Below are 20071 nucleotides of genomic sequence, written 5' to 3'. Positions count from 1 at the left end.
TATGTTCATGTCTCATGGCAACCATTGTTGCCGTTGGTGTCTCTGGTTGTACGTTGCAAGAACAGGTTGATAAAACCTCTCGTGCGGCTGCTTTGCGCACGGTTGTATCCGTTTCGGAAAAACGCCTGCCTGGTGTAAACGTGGAACCGATCGCCGGCTGTATCATCAACCAAGCTAGCACCAATGAGATCCTCACACTTGCCGGGGCTGCGGTCACTGGCATTACCGATTCAACCGTTGAGACCGTGGTCGAAATAGGTGCACGCCCCGAGGCCGTGCGCTGTATCGCCAAAGAAACGCTCAGCGGAATTCAGATATAGGAGAAAACACCGATGGCTGAATTTACACTCCCTAAGAATTCGCGGATGGTCACAGGTAAAACATGGCCAAAGCCAGAAGGCGCCAAGAACGTTCGTAAATTCCAGATTTACCGCTGGAACGAAGAAGATGGCAAAAACCCACAGGTCGACACATATTTCATCGATCTCGATGATTGCGGTCCAATGGTTTTGGATGCGCTGATCAAGATCAAAACGGATATTGACCCAACACTGGCCTTCCGCCGGTCTTGCCGTGAAGGCATTTGTGGCTCATGTGCGATGAACATCCACGGCATCAACACGCTGGCTTGTATTTATGGCATGGATGAGATCAAGGGTGACGTCAAAATCTACCCTCTGCCGCACATGCCTGTTGTGCGCGACTTGATCCCAGATCTGACGCATTTCTATGCCCAGCACGCATCCATCATGCCGTGGCTTGAAACCAAAACCAACCGCCCTGCGAAGGAATGGAAGCAATCCATCGCAGACCGTAAAAAGCTTGATGGCCTGTATGAATGCGTGATGTGCGCGTCTTGCTCAACATCCTGCCCAAGCTACTGGTGGAATGGCGATAAATACCTCGGGCCAGCGGCACTGTTGCATGCTTATCGCTGGATCATCGATTCACGTGATGAAGCGACAGGCGAACGTTTGGACGAGCTTGATGATCCGTTCAAGCTGTACCGTTGCCATACCATTATGAACTGCGCGAAGACTTGCCCGAAGGGATTGAATCCTGCCAAGGCAATTGCCGAAATCAAGCAGCTGCTTGTTGAACGTGCGGCATAAGTGAAACAAAAGACTTGGAAAAGCCCGCCTCGTGCGGGTTTTTTTGTGCCTGAATGAGATCTCCCTAGACTTCCCACCACTACCGAGCCAGTCCTTATGGTGTTTATTTGGTGGAGTTGTTTTGATGCCCGTTGTCTTTTTAATGTGTGCAATAGCATTGGTTTGGTTGGTTTTAAGTGGGCGCTTAGGTAAACAAAAATCAGGAAGCGGGTTTTCAGGGCGATCATGTCGTTGGTCTGAAACACGATTTCGTCGTAACACCCGGTCAAAGAGATGGGTCTGTAGCCACTGCAACGTCGAGGCCTTTACCTATGACGGCAAACCTCCAAAAGAATGCAAACGGTCCTTGCGGAACCCATCGTTGTGATTGCTTCGGAAGTAGATAAAATTCGGACCTAATCCGCGACAATATCCACATTCTCACCTTTATTCGGCTCAACTTCTGACGGGGGGACCATTCATGCTGGCGGCTCTACGGTGGTTAAATGGTGGGGGCCTTTATGCCAGAATTACAGATTACAGGGCGCTATGTTACGGGGAATGATGCCTTCGACGATGGGGTGAATGGCTTGGTGTGTGTCGAGACCTCCGAGGGGACCCTGATTGCCACACTCACGGGTGTTGGAGGTGGCGTAGCAACCTACTTAATGAACAGCAGTGGGGTCATCACTGCGCAAGATAGCTTGCTTTTTGATGCGAATTCCTCGTGGGCGCTGGGGGCCTGGATCGATGTGTTGAACACGGACCAAGGGGCACGCCTGATGGTGACCGGACCGGTTGCGGGGACACTTCTGGATGTGGGATTTGACGCGTTTGGTACGCTTGGAAGTTTTACCAGCACCACGCTTGCAACATCGGGGCCACACCAGATTGCTGTGCAAACTGGATCGGGCTATGTGGTTTCAGCGGCCTCAGGCAAAGACGGGTTTGATATTTATTCTCAGGCAACGAATGGCCCCATCAGCTTGGTCAGTACGGTCACGGATAGCACGATGAGCTTTGCCCAGGATATCGGCGTTATGAGCAGCATGACCCTTGGTGGCAACGTTGAAATCGTGATGGTGGGCAGTCAATCCGAACGCGGTCTATCCAGCTATGTCATGACCAACGGGACAGCAACTTTGGCAAGCTCTCTGGAATATTACGGAGGGATTCCAACAGCCATGGCGTCGGCGGTCAAAAACGGTGGTCATTATACGGTGTTAGCTTCGGCAGCAGGCAGTGGGCAAGACGGAACCTTGACGGTGGTGCGTACGCAAGCTGATGGCAGCATGGTCATGACCGATCAAGTAATGGACACATTGGATACGAGGTTTGGCCGGGCGCAAGCGGTTGATACCTTGGAGATCAACGGGCATACCTTCGTCGTCGCAGGGGGGGCAGATAGCGGCATTAGCCTGTTTTTGCTGATGCCCGACGGAACGCTACATTACATGCAGTCGCTTGAAAGCACCATCGCGACGTCATTCGCGTCTATCACAGACATCACCTTATCTGCCCAAGCAGGGATGTTATACGGCTTGATCTCAACCGCGGGTGGGAAGGGGATCATTCAGGTCGAGTTCGACGTAAGCGCCTTTTCAACCGCAGGTGCAGTTATCGCGGGCGATGGGTCGCTGGTGGGGGGGGCACAGCATGATGTCTTGGAGGGGGATGCACAGAACAATGCGATCTCCGGTGGCTTAGGCGATGATATTATACGTGATGGTGCTGGCAGTGATGCGCTTTCAGGGGGGGATGGCTCGGATGTTTTTGTGTTGGCATTTGATGGTGAACTTGACACGATCACGGACTTTAACCCGCTTGAAGACAAGTTGGATCTGTCACATTGGTCTTTTCTCTATGATGCGTCGTCTCTAACGATTGAGGTTATACAGGGTGTTTTTCAGGTGACCTGGCGGGATGAACGTCTAGATCTTTTGCCAGCAAACGGGGTGGTTTTAACGGAAGACGACATTCGGGATGCCGTGGTCTTGGGGCCGAACCGCACGATTATTCCGGATAACATCATATTCGGTGAGGTGGGTACAGCAGGTGACGATATTATATACGGCACGCCTGATGCTGATAACATCGATGGAGGGGGCGGCGACGACAAGATTTACGGCGACGACGGAGATGACACCATCACCGGGGGGACGGGTGATGACATAATCTATGGCGACTCTGGGGGAGGTGCGCCCTCTGCGGGTCTGGACTACGGCCACGACGCTGGCGTAGATGCCTTTGTCTTTCAAGATGAAGACGCGTCGTGGAATGTGATGTAGTGGTGTCTACAATACTTGCTCTAGGAACTGTTGCGTCCTTGGTGATTGAGGGTTTTCAAAAAATGTCACAGGATCGTTCTGTTCGATGATCTGCCCGTGATCCATAAAGATCACACGGTCTGCCACGGCTTTTGCGAAACCCATCTCATGCGTCACGCAGATCATGGTCACGCCAGTTTCTGCGAGGCTTTCCATGGTTTCCAGGACTTCGTTCACCATTTCGGGATCTAAGGCTGAGGTCGGTTCATCGAACAGCAGCACTTTGGGTTCCATACACAGGGACCGTGCGATGGCCACCCGTTGCTGCTGTCCACCTGATAAGGCACCGGGGTATTTATGCGCCTGCTCTGCGATCTGAACCCTCTCGAGGTATTTCATAGCCGTTGCATGGGCTTCCGCCTCGGAAACTTTCTTCACCCACATTGGACCGGCTGTCAGGTTTTGCAAAACGGTCATATGCGGAAATAGATTGAAATGCTGGAAGACCATCCCGACCCCTTGACGCACAACGTCAATGTTACGCATGTCCTCATGCAGTTCGATTCCATCCACCACGACTGAACCCTCTTGATGGGCTTCAAGGCGATTGATGCAACGGATCATTGTTGATTTCCCAGACCCGGATGGGCCACAAACCACGATCTTTTCACCCAGCTGCACGGACAGGTTAATGTCCTTCAGTGCGTGGAATTTACCATAGTATTTATGCATGTTGCGGATCTCGATGATCCCATTGGTATTGGTCATATCATCATCCTGCGCTTAGCGGTGTTTCTGGAAGTGGTTTTCGATCTGCTTTTGAATGATCTCGAATATGAGGGTCATGAACCAGTAGATCAAAGCGACAGTCAGCAGCATTTCTAGGTGGCGAAATTCACGTTGGCCTAAGGTGCGGGCCAGATACATCAACTCCCAGACGCCAAGAACGGACACAAGCGAGCTGTCTTTCAACATAGCAATGAACTGGTTGCCCAAAGGCGGGACGATGACAGGCACGGCTTGGGGCAAGATAATGCGGCGCATGGTCAGGCTGAACTTGAAGCCAATGGCGCGCGATGCCTCCCATTGGCCCTTGTCGATTGACATGATGCCAGCGCGGAAGATCTCGGTCATATAGGCCCCATAGCAAAGCGATAGCGCAATGATACCTGCGGGGACGGCTTCGACGAAGATGCCCAATTGTGGCAGCCCGAGATAGAGCAAGTAGATTTGCACAAGCAGGGGAAGGCCACGAAACATCGAGGTATAGAAACTCGCGATGGCGAAGGAAAAACCGTTGTTGGACAGCTTCGCAATGGCCCCGAAAATGGCCAAGACCGTGGCGATGGAAATTGAAATGGCTGAAACGTAAAGTGTGGTGAACACCCCTTGGGTCAGCAGGAAGGGCAGTTTGCGTAGGATGAACGAAAGTTCAGGTCGAAACTGAAGAAAAAGATCATGAAGCAGCCGAATAATTCGGCCCAGACAATCGCGATTTGCCAGCGGATGCGCAGCAGCGAGATGAGGATGATGTTGCCTGTGAACAGGATCGCGGCAATTATGGTTGTTACAATGATTCCGCCTGTGGATTGCACCTCGGGCGCTGTGATAAATGGCAACTTAAACAGTAATTGATACGCCCCAGACCAGCCCAATAGCAGGCACGAAATCACGAAAATGGCGGCGATGACTGGTGGCTGTTCCACCAAGCTTCTGCCTCGAACAGTGTCTGAATATAGCAATTTGGTCCCCCCAATGGCTGCTCGGCGGAAGTCTCCTCCTCCGCCGCCGAGCAAAGTTTCAATAAACCGTCAGTGGCCTACTTTGTGTTGGCATAATCCACGCCGTACCATTTCAAAGACAATTCAGCCAAAGTGCCCTCGCTACGCAACTCATCTACGATGCCCGCAAGCTTGTCGTTGAATTCTTGGTCGCCAAGGTCAATTGCAACGGCCAGCGGTTCATAGAACACTGGGTCGCCAAGCACGCGAATGGGATAACCGTTTTTGATGGCTTCGGTCAGGTTTGGCAGGCTGCCGATCATCGCATTAATGCGTATACCATCACCCAGGCGCAGCTCGTTCACCACTGGGATGTCCGTGCCATAGGTGCGGATTTCACCGGGCTCAATCTGGTATTCAAATGTGGGTACACCTTCGGCATCAATCGTCAGATCATGACGCAGGTAGTTTTCCCATGTGGAAGCCGCGCTTACACCAATTGTCTTGCCGTTCAAGTCTGAGACTGCTTGCGCTGGTGAATCATTGTGCACACCCACGGAGGCTGGGACATAATAGTAGATCGCGGGGAAATTCAGAACCTCTGCGCGTTCTTTGGTTGGGGTCATCGATCCCACAGACATATCCCAGCGACCAGCCCAGTTACCGGCCGTGATTAGGCTCCAATCTGGGGTGACGAATTCAATTTCAACACCCAGTTTTGCGGCGATTGCGCGTCCTACGGAAACGTCAAAACCGTCCATCTCATTGTCGTCATTTAGGAATGACTGTGGAGCCCAAGCAGGGTCAGTCGCCATGCGCAATACACCCTCAGACATAACACGGTCCAGAACGTCACCCGCTTGCAGGGCACCTGTCGTCAGGCCCAATGCAATCGCCAATGATGCGGCCTTCTTGAAAATACTCATATCTTTTCCTCCCTTGTTTGTATGCAAACTACTCTCGCAGGGTGACGCATAAAAGCAAGTCATAAGAGTATGAGTTTATTTCATGAAGCGCTCGCGTAATTTGTGACCAAAATTAGAAGCTGCGCAGATCATGTCAGCCGCAATTGGGCCAAATACACTGCCATTCCAGCGTAGACCAAAAGGTGCAAACAGCTCGTGTCGGGTGCCATTTTCTGCGATGGCCTCAGCCACGACGCGTGCAATCGCTGGGCCGGTGTTTAACCCATGCCCCCCAAGGGCTGTGGCCGTCCATACATTCGGCGCAACTTCCTGAACATAGGGCATTTTGTGACGTGAATACCCCATTAAGCCAGTCCATGCGACATCGACTTCAACATCGGCCAGTTGTGGGAAAACCTCGAGCACGCGGTTCTTCATCAGTTCCGCAAGATTTGCTGGTGATTTCGCAAGGCCAGACATGCCGCCCCCCCAAAGCAATTCACCAGTCGGGGTCACGCGGAAATAGTCACAAGACAGGCGCGTATCACCCACCGCGGCCTTCGTATTCATCAATCCATCCAAGCGACCGCCCAGGTTTTTGGTGCTGATCACATAAGTCGCGATAGGCAGCAAACTGTTGTAGGTCTTTCCAAACTCGGGGCCACCATATCCACTGCCGCACATCACAACATATTTCGATTTCACGCAGCCTTGGGCGGTGTGTGTGTGCTTCTCAGCGCCGGTGTGATCCATCGAGATCATCGCGGAATGTTCAAACACCTGTCCACCAGTCTGCACGATATGATGCGCAAGGCCTTTGCAATAATTTAGCGGGTGAATGTGATAGCTTTCCGGGTCGAAGTACCCATCGAAGAACCGATCTGAATTCACAAGTTCACGCAGCTTTTCCGTCGAAAGATATTCTTTATGATGGTCGAATTTTTCAGCAGTGGTGCGGATGCTGTCTTGCATGCCCTTTGCATCGGGATAGCGCGAAACAGAAATTCGCCCAGCCACAGGATCAACGCCTTTTAGGTTCAGGTTCGTGGTGTTCTCGATCACGGTGCGGACGCCTTCACGCGACAGATCATATAAGGCACGCGCGGCCTTTGGACCGGCGCGTTCCAAGCCGCTGTCAGGTCCAGCAAACCCAGCCCCTAAGATGCCGCCATTGCGGCCACTGGCACCCCAGGCCAAGCGATTTTTTTCGAGAACCACGACACTGAGGCCGCGTTGGGTTAGTTCCCATGCTGTGCTGAGTCCGGCGATGCCACCGCCAATCACACATACGTCGGCCTCAATCATCCCCTGCAAGGGCGCGTATTCGACATCTGTCGCGCGCGTACGACTGTAATAGCTGTCCACATAATCAGTTTGCATCAACAATCCCCCTGTTTTCCGACAGCTTGTCATGTTTTTTGACTGCCCGCATTTGAAATTCACTCATGCATGAGTGAAAGTTTCGCAGGTACTGCCTGCGGGAAGGATGGGGAAACTGGCAGCTTTCAAACATCGCCAAGGTCTAATAAGCTCGCGATTATGAAGCAGGTTGATAGCAAATTTTTAGTCGGCGTGGATGGCGGCGGCAGCGGCTGCCGTGTCGCGATTTCGGGCATGGATTTAATCCCCAAAGCGCAAGTGACGGGTGGCCCAGCGAATGTGTCTACGGATTTTGATGGCGCAATCCACAACATCACGGGCGCCATTCAGGCCGCTGGACAAAGGCTTGGCATTTCTGCTGAACTGCTGGCAGGCACTCAGATGCATTTGGGATTGGCTGGGGTGATATCCGACGATATTGGCGCGCGCGTGATTGATGCGCTGCCTTATAGATATATTCATGTGACCGACGATCGCCCCACGGCTTTGGCCGGGGCTCTCGGGAATGAGGATGGCAGTCTGCTGGCGATCGGAACTGGGGTGATCGCAGCTACACGATCCCGTGGGAAATTGCGTTTTGCCAGCGGTTGGGGCGCCCAAATATCAGATCATGGAAGTGGTGCTTGGCTTGGACGGCGATTGTTGGAAGAAATGTTGTTCTGTTGTGATGGCGTGAAAGGCCACACTTCGATCACATCGCAAACCTTTGATAGCTTCAAACAAAATGCGGCAGATGTCGCGTGTTTCAGCTTTCAGGCAACGCCCGGTGAGTTTGCACGTTTTGCACCTGACGTTGTTGCTTTCGCTGCGGCTGGCGATGTGATCGCTGGGAAATTGATGCATGAAGGCGCGGTGCATCTACAGAATAGTTTACGTGCAACGGGTTTTAACGTGGGGGATCGCCTGTGTTTAAGTGGTGGATTGGGTAAGAAATATGAACGCTTTTTGACCCCCGAAATGTTGCGAGAATTGGTGCGCCCCGCTGGTGACGCGGTATCAGGCGCGCTGCAACTTGCGATGCGGGCCGCTGTGAATGGATAATACATGACACAATCTTCGACGTTAATGCTTCGCGAAACATTAGATATCCCATCTGCTGCCGAACGGCTTTTGACCCATGGCAATGACGCAATACGGGACGCCGCCGCCGCACTTCGCACGCAAGACCCCGCCTTTATGACCAGTGTCGCGCGGGGATCATCAGACCATGTTGCAACTTACTTTAAATACGTTAGCGAGCTGTTGCTAGGGGTGCCTGTAGCCTCGGTTGGACCATCGGTCGCTTCAGTTTATCAGCGTCAGCTGAAGTTATCAGGCAGCGCTTGCATTTCCATTTCCCAATCTGGGAAAAGCCCCGATATTGTGGCAATGGCACGCGCTGCTAGGTCGTCAGGTGCGTTGTCTATCGCTATGACGAACAACGGTGATTCTGAGTTGGCCCAAGTTTCTGAACATGTCTTGAATCTTCATGCTGGGCCCGAAATAAGCGTGGCTGCCACCAAGACATTTGTGAATTCGGCAATATCGTCTGTTTGGTTGTTGGCCGAGTTTACGCAGGATAAGTCTCTTCTCGCTGCGATCCGAAATCTACCGGAGGTGCTTGAGAAATCTGTGCAGCAGGATTGGTCGGGGTTCGGGGAAGCGATCAAAAGGCGGCAATCGCTTTATTGTCTGGGCCGTGGCCCGTCATGGGCAATGGCGAACGAAGCCGCGTTAAAATTTAAAGAAATTTGTCAGTTGCACGCGGAAAGTTATTCGTCGGCCGAGGTGTTACATGGGCCTGTGTCATTGGTCGATGGGGGCTTCCCAGTTTTGGCGATGACGGCAGCGGATGCTGCAGAGGCGGTGTTGGTTGAGGTTGCGGATGAAATATCTGCGCTGGGCGGGGCGGTCTTTGTGACATCCTCCCGGGCGCAGAAGGCAAGCTGTTTACCAGTTGTACGGACGGGGCATTTTTTAACGGACCCGATTGCGGTGATCGCGGGAGTTTATGTGATGGTCGAAAAGATCGCGCGTGCGCATGGGATTGACCCGGATGCCCCGCGTCATTTGAAAAAAATAACGGAAACAGTTTAACATGAATTTCACAGCCTATCTTGGGGCAGATATTTTTGATGGCACTCGCATTCACTGCGGCGTGGCGTTGTTGCTGGACAATAACTTGGGCTTTAAGGGAATTGTTTCGCAAAAATTTCTTCCCGAGGATTGCCAGGTCATCTCACTTGATGGCGGCACATTGGTGCCTGAATTTGTTGATCTGCAAGTCAACGGCGGGGGGGGCGTGATGTTTAATGATGCCCCTTCGCTTGCGAATCTTTCTATCATTGCAGCTGCGCATGCGACACTGGGCACAGGGCGTTTTCTTCCAACATTGATTACGGACACGCCGGCACACAGTCGTTCCGCAGTTGACGCGGTAGAGCAGGCCATTGCGACAGGTGTCGAAGGGATTATTGGCTTGCACCTAGAGGGGCCGCATTTGTCGATTGCACGAAAAGGTGCGCATGACGGATCCCTTGTTCGACCGATGGACGATACGGACTTGGCGTTGGTTTTAGATGCAGCCGCGCGCCTGCCCAATGTGATGATGACGGTCGCTTCTGAAACTGTTTCGGAGGCGCAAGTGACACGGATGGCGGATGCGGGCGTGATTGTTTCACTGGGGCATACGGATGCGGATTTTGCACAATGTAAAAGATGGATGGATGCGGGGGCGCGTTGCGTGACGCATTTGTTTAACGCCATGAGTCAAATGGGAAATCGTGCACCGGGTCTGGTCGGAGCTGCGCTTGATGATGGGCGTGTGTCGGCAGGATTGATCGCGGATAGCATCCATGTTCACCCCGCAAGCATGGGGGCAGCAATTCGCGGAAAGCGCGGGCCAGGTCAGATGTTCTTGGTGACGGATGCAATGGCCGTTGCTGGATCCACCAAAACTGAATTTATGCTGAATGGCCGTCGGATCTTGCGTCGTGATGGAAAATTGACCCTTGAAGATGGTACCCTCGCTGGGGCTGACTTGGATATGGCGCAAGCAATTCGCGTTCTGGTTCATCAGGTTGGTATCGATCTTGCGGATGCTCTCGCTATGGCCACTTCTGTTCCTGCGGGTTTGTTGCACCAGGCCCCGGGGGCGGGGGGATTTGCATTGGGCAAAAAAATACGCCCGATCTGGTTAGACCGGGCGCTAGAATTGTATATTTTGTAAAGCTTACGCTTTGGCCATCACAAGTTGGGCTTCTCTGAATGACAGCAGGCGTTTGCTGTTTTCATCCCAAAGGTGAAGGCGCGCTGAAGCGATGCTTTCACTGATCGTCAAACGATTGCTTTCGGCCAATTCAGAATGATCGCGAAGCACTTGTGTCAGGCGGTAAAAGGGAATGCGACTGTAGAGATGATGTACATGGTGAATGCCAATATTGGCGCTGAACCATTGCAAGATTTTAGGCATCACATAGTGCGAACTGCCGTGTAGGGCCGCATCATGCAGCTGCCAATTTTCATCGGTTTCCCAGAAGGTTTCCTCGAACTGGTGCTGTACGTAAAACAACCAAACACCAGCAGTGGCGGCCAGAAGTGTTGAGGGTAGGAAAATCAATAGAACCGGCATCAGACCACCAAAGTAGAGAATAATACCAAGTGCGAGGACAATCACAATATTCGTACCCATCGCACTGATCCAATAGCGCATGCTGTTCATGAGGCCGAAAGGCAGACGATTTTGCAGTAAGAATAGATAACTGGGCCCAAGTACAAACAATGTCACCGGGTGGCGGTATAGACGGTACATCAGGCGTTGACGCGTTGACATGTCTTTATATTCAGCAACAGTCGCCGTGTGAATGTCGCCCATGCCGCGACGTGCCAAATTTCCAGCACCACTGTGGTGAATTGAATGTGTGCGACGCCAAACATCATAGGGCGTGAGGGTTAGAACCCCAAGCGCGCGCCCAACCCAGTCGCTGACATGACGATTTTTGAAGAACGCACCATGGCCACAATCGTGTTGGATCGTGAACAAGCGCAGCAAAAACGCGGCGTTTCCAATGGAAATTGCGAAAGCCAACCAATAACTGATGGACAAGGACCACCAAGCAAGGGCCCAAAGCAAAAAGAACGGCACGGCTGTGACGCCCAACTCAAAACTGCTGCGCAGTTGGTTGGGTTCACGATAGTTCGCAAGAACCTTCACCCAATCGCGTGCGGAGGTTGAGTTTTTAAGGGCGGGGCCGGAATCTGAAGATTTTGTCATGTGCCTGCTGTGTTGTCGTGGTTGTCATTTCGGATAAACGACCTGCGCATCATAGCAAGTAAAATCTTAAGGAGCGGTTCAAAATGTCTCAATAAAGCGGGGATCTGCGCAAATTTGGCATAAAATTCTTGGTTTGTTCGCACTATAAAAATGTCGGAGACAGAATGAAATGCCGCAATTATCACTATCGCTCGGCTGGGTTTTGGGCATAGTTAGCGAAATTGGAGGTTGAATTTGGCTGTGACACATCTGCGGCCCGTTCGATTTCTGTCTCGTTTCAGGACTGAATAAGGAATTGTGAAATGATGAGAACACGCGCTGCTGTGGCTGTTGCTGCTGGTAAACCATTGGAAGTTATGGAAGTGAACTTGGAAGGTCCACGCGCGGGCGAGGTCTTGGTGGAAATCAAGGCGACTGGCCTGTGTCATACCGACGAATTTACGCGTTCAGGTGACGACCCCGAAGGCATCTTCCCTGCGATCTTGGGCCATGAGGGCGCGGGTATTGTGATTGAAATTGGCGAAGGCGTGACCTCACTAGAAGTGGGTGATCACGTGATCCCGCTTTACACGCCCGAATGTCGCGAATGTGACTATTGTTTGAACCCAAAAACCAATCTGTGTCAGTCCATTCGTTCGACCCAAGGGCAGGGGCTTTTGCCGGACGGATCCACCCGTTTCTCTATGCTTGATGGCACGCCGATCCACCATTATATGGGCTGTTCAACATTCGCAAATCATACGGTTGTACCGGAAATTGCCTTGGCGAAAGTCCGTAAAGACGCGCCATTTGACAAGATCTGTTACATCGGTTGCGGTGTCACCACGGGCATCGGTGCAGTGATCAACACCGCCAAAGTTGAGATCGGGTCTACCGGGATCGTTTTCGGTCTTGGTGGTATCGGTTTGAACGTTATTCAGGGTCTGAAATTGGCGGGTGCGGATCAGATTGTTGGCGTTGATTTGAACGAAGGCAAAGTCGAAATGGCGACCCGTTTTGGCATGACCGATTTCGTGAACCCATCCAAAATTGACGGTGACCTTGTAGCGCATTTGGTTGAACTGACCGGCGGCGGCGCAGATTACACATTTGACGCGACCGGCAATGTTGGCGTGATGCGCACAGCGCTGGAAGCAGCCCATAAAGGGTGGGGCGAAAGCATCATCATCGGCGTGGCCCCCGCGGGCGCTGAAATTTCCACGCGGCCCTTCCAGTTGGTCACCGGGCGCAGCTGGCGTGGCACGGCATTTGGCGGCGCATCCGGGCGCACGGATGTTCCGAAAATCGTTGATTGGTACATGGACGGCAAGATCGAGATCGACCCGATGATCACCCATAAACTGACTTTGGATCAGATCAATGAGGGGTTTGAACTGATGCACAAAGGCGAAAGCATTCGCGCCGTTGTTGAGTTTTAAGAACACATATTTTACCGATGAAACAGGCCCCTCGCAGCGATGCGAGGGGCCTTTGTTTTGGCGTACTCTAGGGTGGGCAATGTGTCGACATTAGGAAGGCCCAAGCCACTTAAGCAATTCAGTTGAAAACACGTCTGAGTGCTCTGGTCTGATTAAGTCAAAAAATCGGCAATGCCGGCAATGACCGGGCGAATGCGCGTCATCAGTATGTTGCCCGCCCCCCGGATAAGTCAAAGACCGCGCCGGTGTTGAATGTACAATCCTCTGACGAAAGCCACATGACCAAACGGGCGGTTTCCTCAATCGTGCCTAAGCGTTTCATTGGGGATTTGTCGATCATGACCTGCACAAATTCAGGTGTCATTTGATCCAAGATCGCCGTTTTAACAGCTGCAGGGGCGATGCAATTGACCCGAATATCGGTCAAGGCCAGCTCCTTGGATAGAGATTTGGTAAACCCAATGACCCCGGCTTTAGCCGCTGAGTAAGCCGAGGCGTTCGGCGTGCCTTCTTTCCCAGCCAAAGAGGCCATGTTGATGATCCTGCCAAAGCCTTTCTTCTGCATCACCGGCACGATCGCATGCGCCAAATAGAAAGTGCCGGTCAGGTTGACTTCTACGACCTTGGCCCAAGTCGCGGGATCATTATCAACCACGGGCAATGTCGGGCCAGAGAACCCAGCGTTATGTGACAGAAAATCGATGCCACCATAGGCAGCACATGTTTTTGCCACGGCCGCTGTGATTTGGGCTGGATCGCTGATGTCTACCTTGCAATACAAGGCGCCCTCGGGTGCGGCACCCGGTGCAGACACATCCCAGATCGCGATTTTCGCCCCTGCAGTCGCGTAGTGGCGCGCGATTTCTGCACCATATGCCTTCGGTTCAGGTGATAGTCATATCGGAAGCAATGAAATTGATAAGTTGTGGCCCGTCATCAAAAAAGCAGCACATCTTGATAACCTGCGGCTACATGATCTGCGTCATAGCTTTGCATCCATTGCCATCAACAATGGAATTGAGTTGCGATCTATAGGTGGGTTGCTCGGCCACTCTGATATCAACACCACGGCTGGCTATGCGCATTTGGACAAAAAGGCAGAGCAAGACGCAAGCCAGCGTGTCGCCCGAAAGTTCGACAGTTTCATGTCAAAACCAACCCTCGCACCTGAGCGCCGATTTGCGACCTTCATAAGATCGAAACAATCTGTGGATGTATTTTGTGCGCAGTGGGGATTTGAAACCGACGTGTTTCTGCGGGACCTGCGCGCTTGGCGTAAGGCCAGAAAAGGAGCACAATTATGAAACGTATTGTACTGTTTAGCCCCTTGATGCTGCGCTCCATCAAAGTTCAGGAAAAGGAATACACATTATATGACGCCGCATGTGATGCACTTGCCTTGCGTGTTCAACCCTCCGGCGCGATGTCATGGGTGAGCTGGCAAAAACGCGAGGGTAAAACGCGCCGGGTCACTCTGGGTCGTTTCAATGCGTTGACTCTGGATGAGGCGCGTACAGCAGCCCGTGCACACGCACATGCAAGCCCCATGGATGCAATGCAGGTGCAAGCAGCCTCACGCCCATGCCTTACCTTCTCAGCTTTGGCCAAACTGTTCATCACCGAAAAAACGGAGGTGTATTCTGAGGGCGGCCTTGCCAGTTTTAAAATATATCTCAGAAACCAACTCTTGCCTGCTTTTGGCTCCAAACCCGTGAACCGGATTGCCACAGCAGAACTGGCGCAATGGTTTCACATGTTTTCCAAGACAAGTCCGGGCGGTGCCAATCAAGCGCTGGGGCATTTTACAACGATGATGAATTGGGGACAAAGCAAGGGACATCTCCCAGAGGCGTTCAACAATCCGGCACGTCCAATCAAAAGAAACCGGCGTGCTGCGCGTGGGCGAGTTTTAAGCGCCGAGCAACTGCGATCCCTAGCGAAGACGTTGCAACATGCCCCTGCCCGCTACGCTGACGCTGCACGCGCGACATCCGGGCCCACCTTGAAGAGGTGTACGGCCTTAAGCTGTCGGGCGACCTTATCAGCCGTGTCACCGACGCTGTTCTGGAGGAGGTTTCGGATTGGCAAAACCGCGCTCTGGAACCGATGTACCCAATCGTTTTCCTTGATGCCTTACGCGTCAAAATCCGCGATGCGGAAAGCCGTCAGGTCAAAAACAAGGCGGTATACGTGGCCCTGGGCGGTTACCACTCTAGCCGCAGAATAGGAACTAAAACGTCTCCGATAAACCCGGTCTGGTTCATCTCAGCCTGAACAACGGCCTCACAACAGGTTGAACCAGACGCGGGCGCCCAATTTGGTTCACGATGTAATGGCCCGGTACATATTCCAACTCTCCATCACATCGGTTCCCAGCACTTTGAAGCTGCCACCGCAGTCTTCACACGCATCACTGGGGGTGATGGTTTTCACAACCCGTTTGAGGTTTTTCGGGAAAGGTTTGCGCTTGCGCGATGTGCGGGGCGGCTTGACCTCAGCGTCAGAGGACCCATCCCCATCATCCATCTCAGCGGCCTGTTCGATTTCCATCTCTTCAAGGATCAACTCAAGCGCCAGCTGTGCGCTGCTTTCTGACTTTGACCCGAAGCGATGCTTTTTGTGGCCGTGAAGCTGTAGGCGTAGATCGGCGATGACGGTGTCTCGGTTTTGAATGGCACGCGTATATCCGGCTCGTCGTCACCCCGTGTCGCTTCGATACCATAGGAACGCTCACGCCATCCGCATGGCTTTCCGCAACAAGCTGACGCTTGAACGCATCATCGTATTTGGTGCCCCGACCTCGCTGCTGCTTACCCATCATCAAATCCCTCACATTGCGCTAGCAAATCGCCAGCTTCGCGCAATAATCACAGATCAGATAAAACCAGAATAGAGGGGGTTGCCTTGGTGTTTACCGCCGTTTTACATCGAGATCAATAGACTTTATTAACTCGTCGTTACTCTCGCCTAACGTGTATCGATGCCTTATCGGGCGAATTTCCGCCCGACCAAATGCCCGAGATAGCTGGAATACATGATTATTTACAACGAGTTACGCAAAATTTGTCCGGTTGTGTAAAACTGCGAATTCCTGACTTTTTATGCACAGAACTTACGGACATGCCTTTTTGACAGGTGTATATTGTGATCAGTTATTAACCAGTTTTCGGAGTATTTCCACATGCCAATGCCAGCCTATCTCACCATCGAAGGGGAAACCCAGGGTCTCATTTCTCAGGGCGCGACAACCTTTGATTCAATCGTTAACGAATGGCAAGCCGGCCATGAAGACGAGATCATGGTTCAGGCCTTTGACCACGGCGTCATCACCCCGCGTGACCCACAGTCTGGCAACCCAACTGGCACGCGTATTCACCAGCCGTTTACCTTCACATGTTCCCTGAACAAAGCTGTGCCTTTGATGTATAACGCATTGGTAACAGGCGAACTTTTGACCAATGTTGAGTTGAAATGGTACCGCACGCAGGCGTCCGAGCAAGTGCACTTCTTCACCACACAGCTTGAAGAAGCACTGATCGTGGACATCAATTGCGCCATGCCGCACGCCAAAGATCCAGAGATGACCGACTACACGCAATTGGTCGACATCAAGATGACTTACCGCAAAATCATGTGGGAACATGTTGTGGCTGGCACGTCTGGTTCTGACGACTGGCGCGCCCCGATCCAAGCCTAAGTTTGGCGAGAATTCCCCGTGGCAAAGGTTAATGGAAACATTAACGTCATGGGGAGGGTTGCGGAGTGTTAGTTGGTGCATGTTTTACGTGCCGCAACCTGTGATTTCCCTGTCCGGAGTGTTTTGTTACCCCTCTTCCGGGCAGGATTTTAATGAGTTTGAAAGTTACTGGATGCAGATTGATCTTGTCCCAGATCGCGCCCGGCGCCGTCCCGACCCTGTTGAGGCGGCTGATGGTGTATTTGCGCATCTTGAACCGCAAGAGTTAAGCGCTGCGGAGGCCACCCGTCTTGCAAGTGCTGTACCGGATGATGCTGATGTTCCAATTCCAGCTGAGATCCTCTGTACCCCAGAGCCTGAGGTGGAACCCAAGACGTGGTCCCCGAAAGCCATCTTTAAACGTCTGACCAAATTATACGCAAGGTTTGCAAAGCCTGCGACCCGCGACGAGATCCCCCCAAATAAGGAAGCCCTGTAATGGATGGTAATGCTGTGATGGAATTTGCCGAGAGCTTTCTCGATCAAGATCAGGATATAGCCTTTGGCTTTACCGCTAGCACGGGAAGTTTTGTTGTGGTTGGATTTTCCGCAAATGAAGCCGTAAATGCCCCGTTTGAAATCCATGTTGAGCTTGCCTCTGAGGATGCGGATATCGATCTTCATGCTTTGATGGACACCCAAGCTTGCCTGGGGATTTATCATAAATACGATGTGCCGCGTTTTCTAAACGGGATCATCACGGAGGCTTCTCGGGGTGATAGCGGCATCCGGCGCACATTTTATACTGTGACGCTCCGGCCTGCGTTGCAACGTCTTGCGCATACATCTGACAGCCGCATTTGGCAGAGCAAAACAGTACCTGATATTATTAAACAGGTTCTGGAAGAGCATGAAATCACCAATGTTGATTGGCGACTTGCGGGCGAACATGCATCACGTGAATATTGCACCCAGTATCGTGAAACCGCGTTGGAATTTACGGAACGTCTATTGGGTGAAGAGGGGATATTCTACTTCTTTGAGCACACCGCCAGTGCGCATACGATGATCATTAGCGACGCCCCACTATCGACCCCGGTATTGGCTGCCGCGCCGATGATCACTTATAATGCAAAGTCGGGCGGGCAGCTAAAAGGCAGCGCGATATCGAGCTTCTCGCAGCATGAACGTCTGCGGTCCACCAATTACGAGATGAATGATTACACCTTCAAAAACCCTGCCGCACGGATGAATGAAGCCCGCGCCAAACAGGAAGACAATGGGTTGTCTGCGGACTATAAACTTTATGACTATCCCGGCCGTTACAAGAACCCAAGCGCTGTTGGTGGCAATTTTACCCAACACCGCATGGAAAGCGTGCGTGTTGATGCGACCACGGGTCATGGTGTGACCAACAACATCCATCTTTGTGCGGGCTTCCATTTCTCAATCTGCGATCATGATGATGCGCGTGTGAATGCCTCGCATTTTCTGCTTGGCGTCAGCCATTCCGGCAGCCAAAGCGCTGCCTTACAAGAAGACGCAGGGTCTGCACCAACAACCTACAGCGCTAGCTTCACTACGATGCCTGCGCGCCTGCCCTATCGCCCGCCACTTGTACGCAAACCCCTGGTGGATGGACCCCAGATCGCAACTGTGACTGGCCCAGAGGGCGAGGAAATCTATTGCGATGAACATGGCCGCGTGAAGGTATTCTTCCCGTGGGACCGTTACGGGGAGAAAAACGAGCATTCCTCCTGCTGGGTGCGCGTGTCGCAGAACTGGGCTGGCGGCACATGGGGCTCAATCGCGATCCCCCGCATCGGCCACGAAATTATCGTCGACTACCTGGAAGGTGATCCAGATCAGCCTATCGTCACTGGGCGGACCTATCATGCAGCGAATATATCGCCCTACCCCCTGCCCGAGCATAAAACAAAAATGGTCATCCGGTCCGACAGCCACAAAGGCATGGGTTTTAATGAGCTGAGCTTTGAGGATGAAGCTGGGCAGGAAAACATCGCCCTACACGCTCAAAAAGATCAGACCCTGAAGGTCTTGAACAACCGCATGAAGCGGGTCGACAACGATCAGATTGAAAGCGTTGGTACCAATAAATCCATTGATGTTGGTAAAAACCACCAAGAAAAAATTGGCGGCTCGATGAACTTGTCCGTAGGTGGTGGTGGTGCGGGTCTGTTTGCTTCACTGGCGGCTCTTGTAGGGCTGGTCTTGTCACGGTTACGTTCCGGTCTCTCAACTCATTTAGGCAGCCTTTCGTTCGAAGGCCAAGGGGCTTTTGCCACCTAACGATGAATGACGCCGTCGTGGATTATAGAACCCATTGATATACTGGAAGATGGCCCCTTCAGTCTGGCGTCTGGTTTCCCAGCGGTTGCGCCAGATCAGCTCTGCCTTGAGCGATTTGAAGAACGTTTCCACCATGGAATTGTCGTAGCAATTTCCTTTTCCGCTCATCGAGACTTTGAAGCCATGCTTTGACAACCGCTTCTGGTAGTCATGTGAGCAGTATTGCGTTCCACGATCTGTGTGGTGAATGCAGCCCTTGGGAGGTTGTCGCATGGCCACGGCCATGTCCAACGCCTGGATCGCCAGATCTCGCTTCATACGATTACTGACAGCCCAGCCGATGACGCGCCGAGAATAGAGATCTAAGATCACCGCCAGATAGAGCCAACCCTCGCTGGTCCAAATGTACGAGATATCACCCGCCCATTTTTGATTTGGCCCATCGGCAGAAAAATCCTGATCCAGCAAGTTGGGCGCGATGTTGAACGCATGGTTGCTGTCCGTGGTCACCTTGTATTTCTGGGTCCTGACGGTCTTGATGCCGTTCATGCGCATTAGGCGGCCAATCCGGCGGTGCCCAACCCTCAGCCCCATTTCCTGCAATTCTGCGGTCATGCGTGGTCGACCATAGCTATGCAGGCTCAGACGATGTTGCTCTCGGATATGCGCCAGAATAACCATATCGCCTCGCTGCCGCTGGCTCATCGGGCGAGCCCGCCACGCACGATAACCACGCGATGTGACCTGCATGATACGGCAGAGAAATTCCACGGACCAAACTTCTTTCCAGGCGTCAATGAAGGCGAACCTCACCGGCTTTGGCCTGCAAAGAAGATCGCCGCCTTTTTTAATACTTCCCTCTCCTCTCGCAGCAGCCGGACTTCCTTGCGAAGGCGTTCGTTCTCTTTCTCAACGTCTTCGTGAGGACCCGACATCAGGTCATCATACTGATGCTTTTGGACCCACTTGTTCAGCGTCGAAAGCCCAACCCCCAAATCAGAAGCCGCTTGTGGTCGTGTCAGTCCACTGGTCGTTGCGATACGCACTGCAT

General features: G+C 52.4%; 21 protein-coding genes and 2 pseudogenes. 13 read left to right on the top strand and 10 right to left on the bottom strand.

Going from position 1 to position 20071, the window contains the following annotated elements; translation table 11 throughout:
• The first annotated feature begins 14 nt into the window (after positions 1-14).
• The 3 genes from RJ38_RS11140 (at position 15) to RJ38_RS11130 (ending at position 3379) form a co-directional block, all read left to right on the top strand.
• Entirely contained in the window at positions 15-320 is a 306-nt protein-coding gene (locus RJ38_RS11140; RefSeq protein WP_052245341.1) for a hypothetical protein, read from the top strand.
• Positions 321-332: 12 nt separating this feature from the next.
• On the top strand, positions 333-1112 hold the full coding sequence (locus tag RJ38_RS11135) for a succinate dehydrogenase iron-sulfur subunit (protein ID WP_039018956.1): 780 nt from the start codon (positions 333-335) through the stop codon (positions 1110-1112).
• 500 nt (positions 1113-1612) lie between these two features.
• On the top strand, positions 1613-3379 hold the full coding sequence (locus RJ38_RS11130) for a calcium-binding protein (RefSeq protein WP_162183567.1): 1767 nt from the start codon (positions 1613-1615) through the stop codon (positions 3377-3379).
• A 6-nt stretch (positions 3380-3385) separates the two neighbouring features.
• Here the strand turns inward: RJ38_RS11130 and RJ38_RS11125 are convergent, their stop codons facing one another.
• The 5 genes from RJ38_RS11125 to RJ38_RS11110 all read right to left on the bottom strand — a co-directional run bounded on the left by RJ38_RS11125 (position 3386) and on the right by RJ38_RS11110 (position 7364).
• Positions 3386-4126: an amino acid ABC transporter ATP-binding protein gene (locus tag RJ38_RS11125; protein WP_039018954.1), complete on the bottom strand. Its 741-nt coding sequence runs from the start codon at positions 4124-4126 to the stop codon at positions 3386-3388.
• Between the two features lie 15 nt (positions 4127-4141).
• Entirely contained in the window at positions 4142-4744 is a 603-nt protein-coding gene (locus RJ38_RS11120) for an amino acid ABC transporter permease (RefSeq protein ID WP_238321685.1), read from the bottom strand.
• Between the two features lie 8 nt (positions 4745-4752).
• A complete protein-coding gene (locus RJ38_RS19245; RefSeq protein WP_238321684.1) occupies positions 4753-5064 on the bottom strand; it encodes a hypothetical protein in 312 nt (103 codons plus the stop codon).
• Between the two features lie 113 nt (positions 5065-5177).
• Positions 5178-6005, bottom strand: coding sequence for a transporter substrate-binding domain-containing protein (locus tag RJ38_RS11115; protein ID WP_039018953.1), 828 nt, complete (start codon positions 6003-6005; stop codon positions 5178-5180).
• A 75-nt stretch (positions 6006-6080) separates the two neighbouring features.
• Positions 6081-7364, bottom strand: a complete 1284-nt coding sequence (locus tag RJ38_RS11110) for an NAD(P)/FAD-dependent oxidoreductase (protein WP_039018952.1) — start codon at positions 7362-7364, stop codon at positions 6081-6083.
• 159 nt (positions 7365-7523) lie between these two features.
• Between RJ38_RS11110 and RJ38_RS11105 the strand changes: the two genes are divergently transcribed.
• From RJ38_RS11105 to nagA, 3 genes are read left to right on the top strand one after another with little or no spacing between them, the layout of a single operon-like run.
• Positions 7524-8405: a glucosamine kinase nucleotide-binding domain-containing protein gene (locus RJ38_RS11105; RefSeq protein WP_039018980.1), complete on the top strand. Its 882-nt coding sequence runs from the start codon at positions 7524-7526 to the stop codon at positions 8403-8405.
• Positions 8406-8408: 3 nt separating this feature from the next.
• Positions 8409-9440 (top strand): SIS domain-containing protein, encoded by a 1032-nt coding sequence (locus RJ38_RS11100; protein WP_039018951.1) that lies wholly within the window; start codon positions 8409-8411, stop codon positions 9438-9440.
• Position 9441: 1 nt separating this feature from the next.
• Entirely contained in the window at positions 9442-10572 is a 1131-nt protein-coding gene (gene nagA, locus RJ38_RS11095; protein ID WP_039018950.1) for an N-acetylglucosamine-6-phosphate deacetylase, read from the top strand.
• A 3-nt stretch (positions 10573-10575) separates the two neighbouring features.
• Here the strand turns inward: nagA and RJ38_RS11090 are convergent, their stop codons facing one another.
• Positions 10576-11616: a fatty acid desaturase gene (locus RJ38_RS11090; RefSeq protein WP_039018949.1), complete on the bottom strand. Its 1041-nt coding sequence runs from the start codon at positions 11614-11616 to the stop codon at positions 10576-10578.
• 305 nt (positions 11617-11921) lie between these two features.
• Here RJ38_RS11090 and RJ38_RS11085 point away from each other — a divergent pair, with 305 nt between their 5' ends.
• Positions 11922-13034 (top strand): S-(hydroxymethyl)glutathione dehydrogenase/class III alcohol dehydrogenase, encoded by a 1113-nt coding sequence (locus RJ38_RS11085; protein ID WP_039018979.1) that lies wholly within the window; start codon positions 11922-11924, stop codon positions 13032-13034.
• 202 nt (positions 13035-13236) lie between these two features.
• Here RJ38_RS11085 and RJ38_RS11080 read toward each other — a convergent pair whose 3' ends face one another.
• The gene (locus RJ38_RS11080; RefSeq protein ID WP_082005719.1) at positions 13237-13896 is read right to left on the bottom strand and encodes an SDR family NAD(P)-dependent oxidoreductase; all 660 of its coding nucleotides are present in this window, start codon (positions 13894-13896) and stop codon (positions 13237-13239) included.
• Here RJ38_RS11080 and RJ38_RS11075 point away from each other — a divergent pair.
• The 3 genes and pseudogenes from RJ38_RS11075 to RJ38_RS19055 form a co-directional block, all read left to right on the top strand.
• Entirely contained in the window at positions 13895-14338 is a 444-nt protein-coding gene (locus RJ38_RS11075) for a tyrosine-type recombinase/integrase (RefSeq protein WP_082005718.1), read from the top strand. The genes RJ38_RS11080 and RJ38_RS11075 overlap by 2 nt on opposite strands.
• A pseudogene (locus RJ38_RS19395) lies at positions 14335-14553 on the top strand (Arm DNA-binding domain-containing protein); the annotation flags it as partial. The gene RJ38_RS11075 and the pseudogene RJ38_RS19395, both read left to right, overlap by 4 nt.
• A 464-nt stretch (positions 14554-15017) precedes the next feature.
• Positions 15018-15236, top strand: a pseudogene (locus tag RJ38_RS19055) (transposase); the annotation flags it as partial.
• A 120-nt stretch (positions 15237-15356) separates the two neighbouring features.
• Here RJ38_RS19055 and RJ38_RS18510 read toward each other — a convergent pair.
• Together RJ38_RS18510 and RJ38_RS18880 are read right to left on the bottom strand one after the other, a co-directional pair.
• Complete coding sequence (locus RJ38_RS18510; protein ID WP_238321687.1) at positions 15357-15686, bottom strand: IS66 family transposase; 330 nt, start codon at positions 15684-15686, stop codon at positions 15357-15359.
• Positions 15601-15852: a transposase gene (locus RJ38_RS18880; protein WP_238321686.1), complete on the bottom strand. Its 252-nt coding sequence runs from the start codon at positions 15850-15852 to the stop codon at positions 15601-15603. Before RJ38_RS18880 ends, RJ38_RS18510 begins: the two co-directional genes overlap by 86 nt.
• 363 nt (positions 15853-16215) lie before the next feature.
• Between RJ38_RS18880 and RJ38_RS11060 the strand changes: the two genes are divergently transcribed.
• The 3 genes from RJ38_RS11060 (at position 16216) to RJ38_RS11050 (ending at position 19020) form a co-directional block, all read left to right on the top strand.
• A complete protein-coding gene (locus RJ38_RS11060; protein ID WP_039018945.1) occupies positions 16216-16731 on the top strand; it encodes an Hcp family type VI secretion system effector in 516 nt (171 codons plus the stop codon).
• Between the two features lie 172 nt (positions 16732-16903).
• Positions 16904-17209 (top strand): hypothetical protein, encoded by a 306-nt coding sequence (locus tag RJ38_RS11055; RefSeq protein WP_156121838.1) that lies wholly within the window; start codon positions 16904-16906, stop codon positions 17207-17209.
• The gene (locus RJ38_RS11050; protein ID WP_052245339.1) at positions 17209-19020 is read left to right on the top strand and encodes a type VI secretion system Vgr family protein; all 1812 of its coding nucleotides are present in this window, start codon (positions 17209-17211) and stop codon (positions 19018-19020) included. Before RJ38_RS11055 ends, RJ38_RS11050 begins: the two co-directional genes overlap by 1 nt.
• Here the strand turns inward: RJ38_RS11050 and RJ38_RS11045 are convergent.
• Positions 18976-20071, bottom strand: a protein-coding gene (locus RJ38_RS11045; protein ID WP_156121837.1) for an IS3 family transposase whose coding sequence is annotated in 2 segments (ribosomal slippage) — positions 18976-19871 and positions 19871-20071 — 1097 coding nt annotated over the 2 segments. Because the reading frame shifts where the segments join, the coding sequence is not laid out codon by codon here. This gene is flagged as partial in the annotation. The two genes, RJ38_RS11050 and RJ38_RS11045, sit on opposite strands and share 45 nt — an antisense overlap.

It is taken from the genome of Halocynthiibacter namhaensis (assembly GCF_000812685.1).
Lineage (GTDB): Bacteria > Pseudomonadota > Alphaproteobacteria > Rhodobacterales > Rhodobacteraceae > Halocynthiibacter > Halocynthiibacter namhaensis.
Note: the sequence above shows the minus strand (reverse complement) of the source record. Positions and strands in the feature narration are given on the sequence as shown.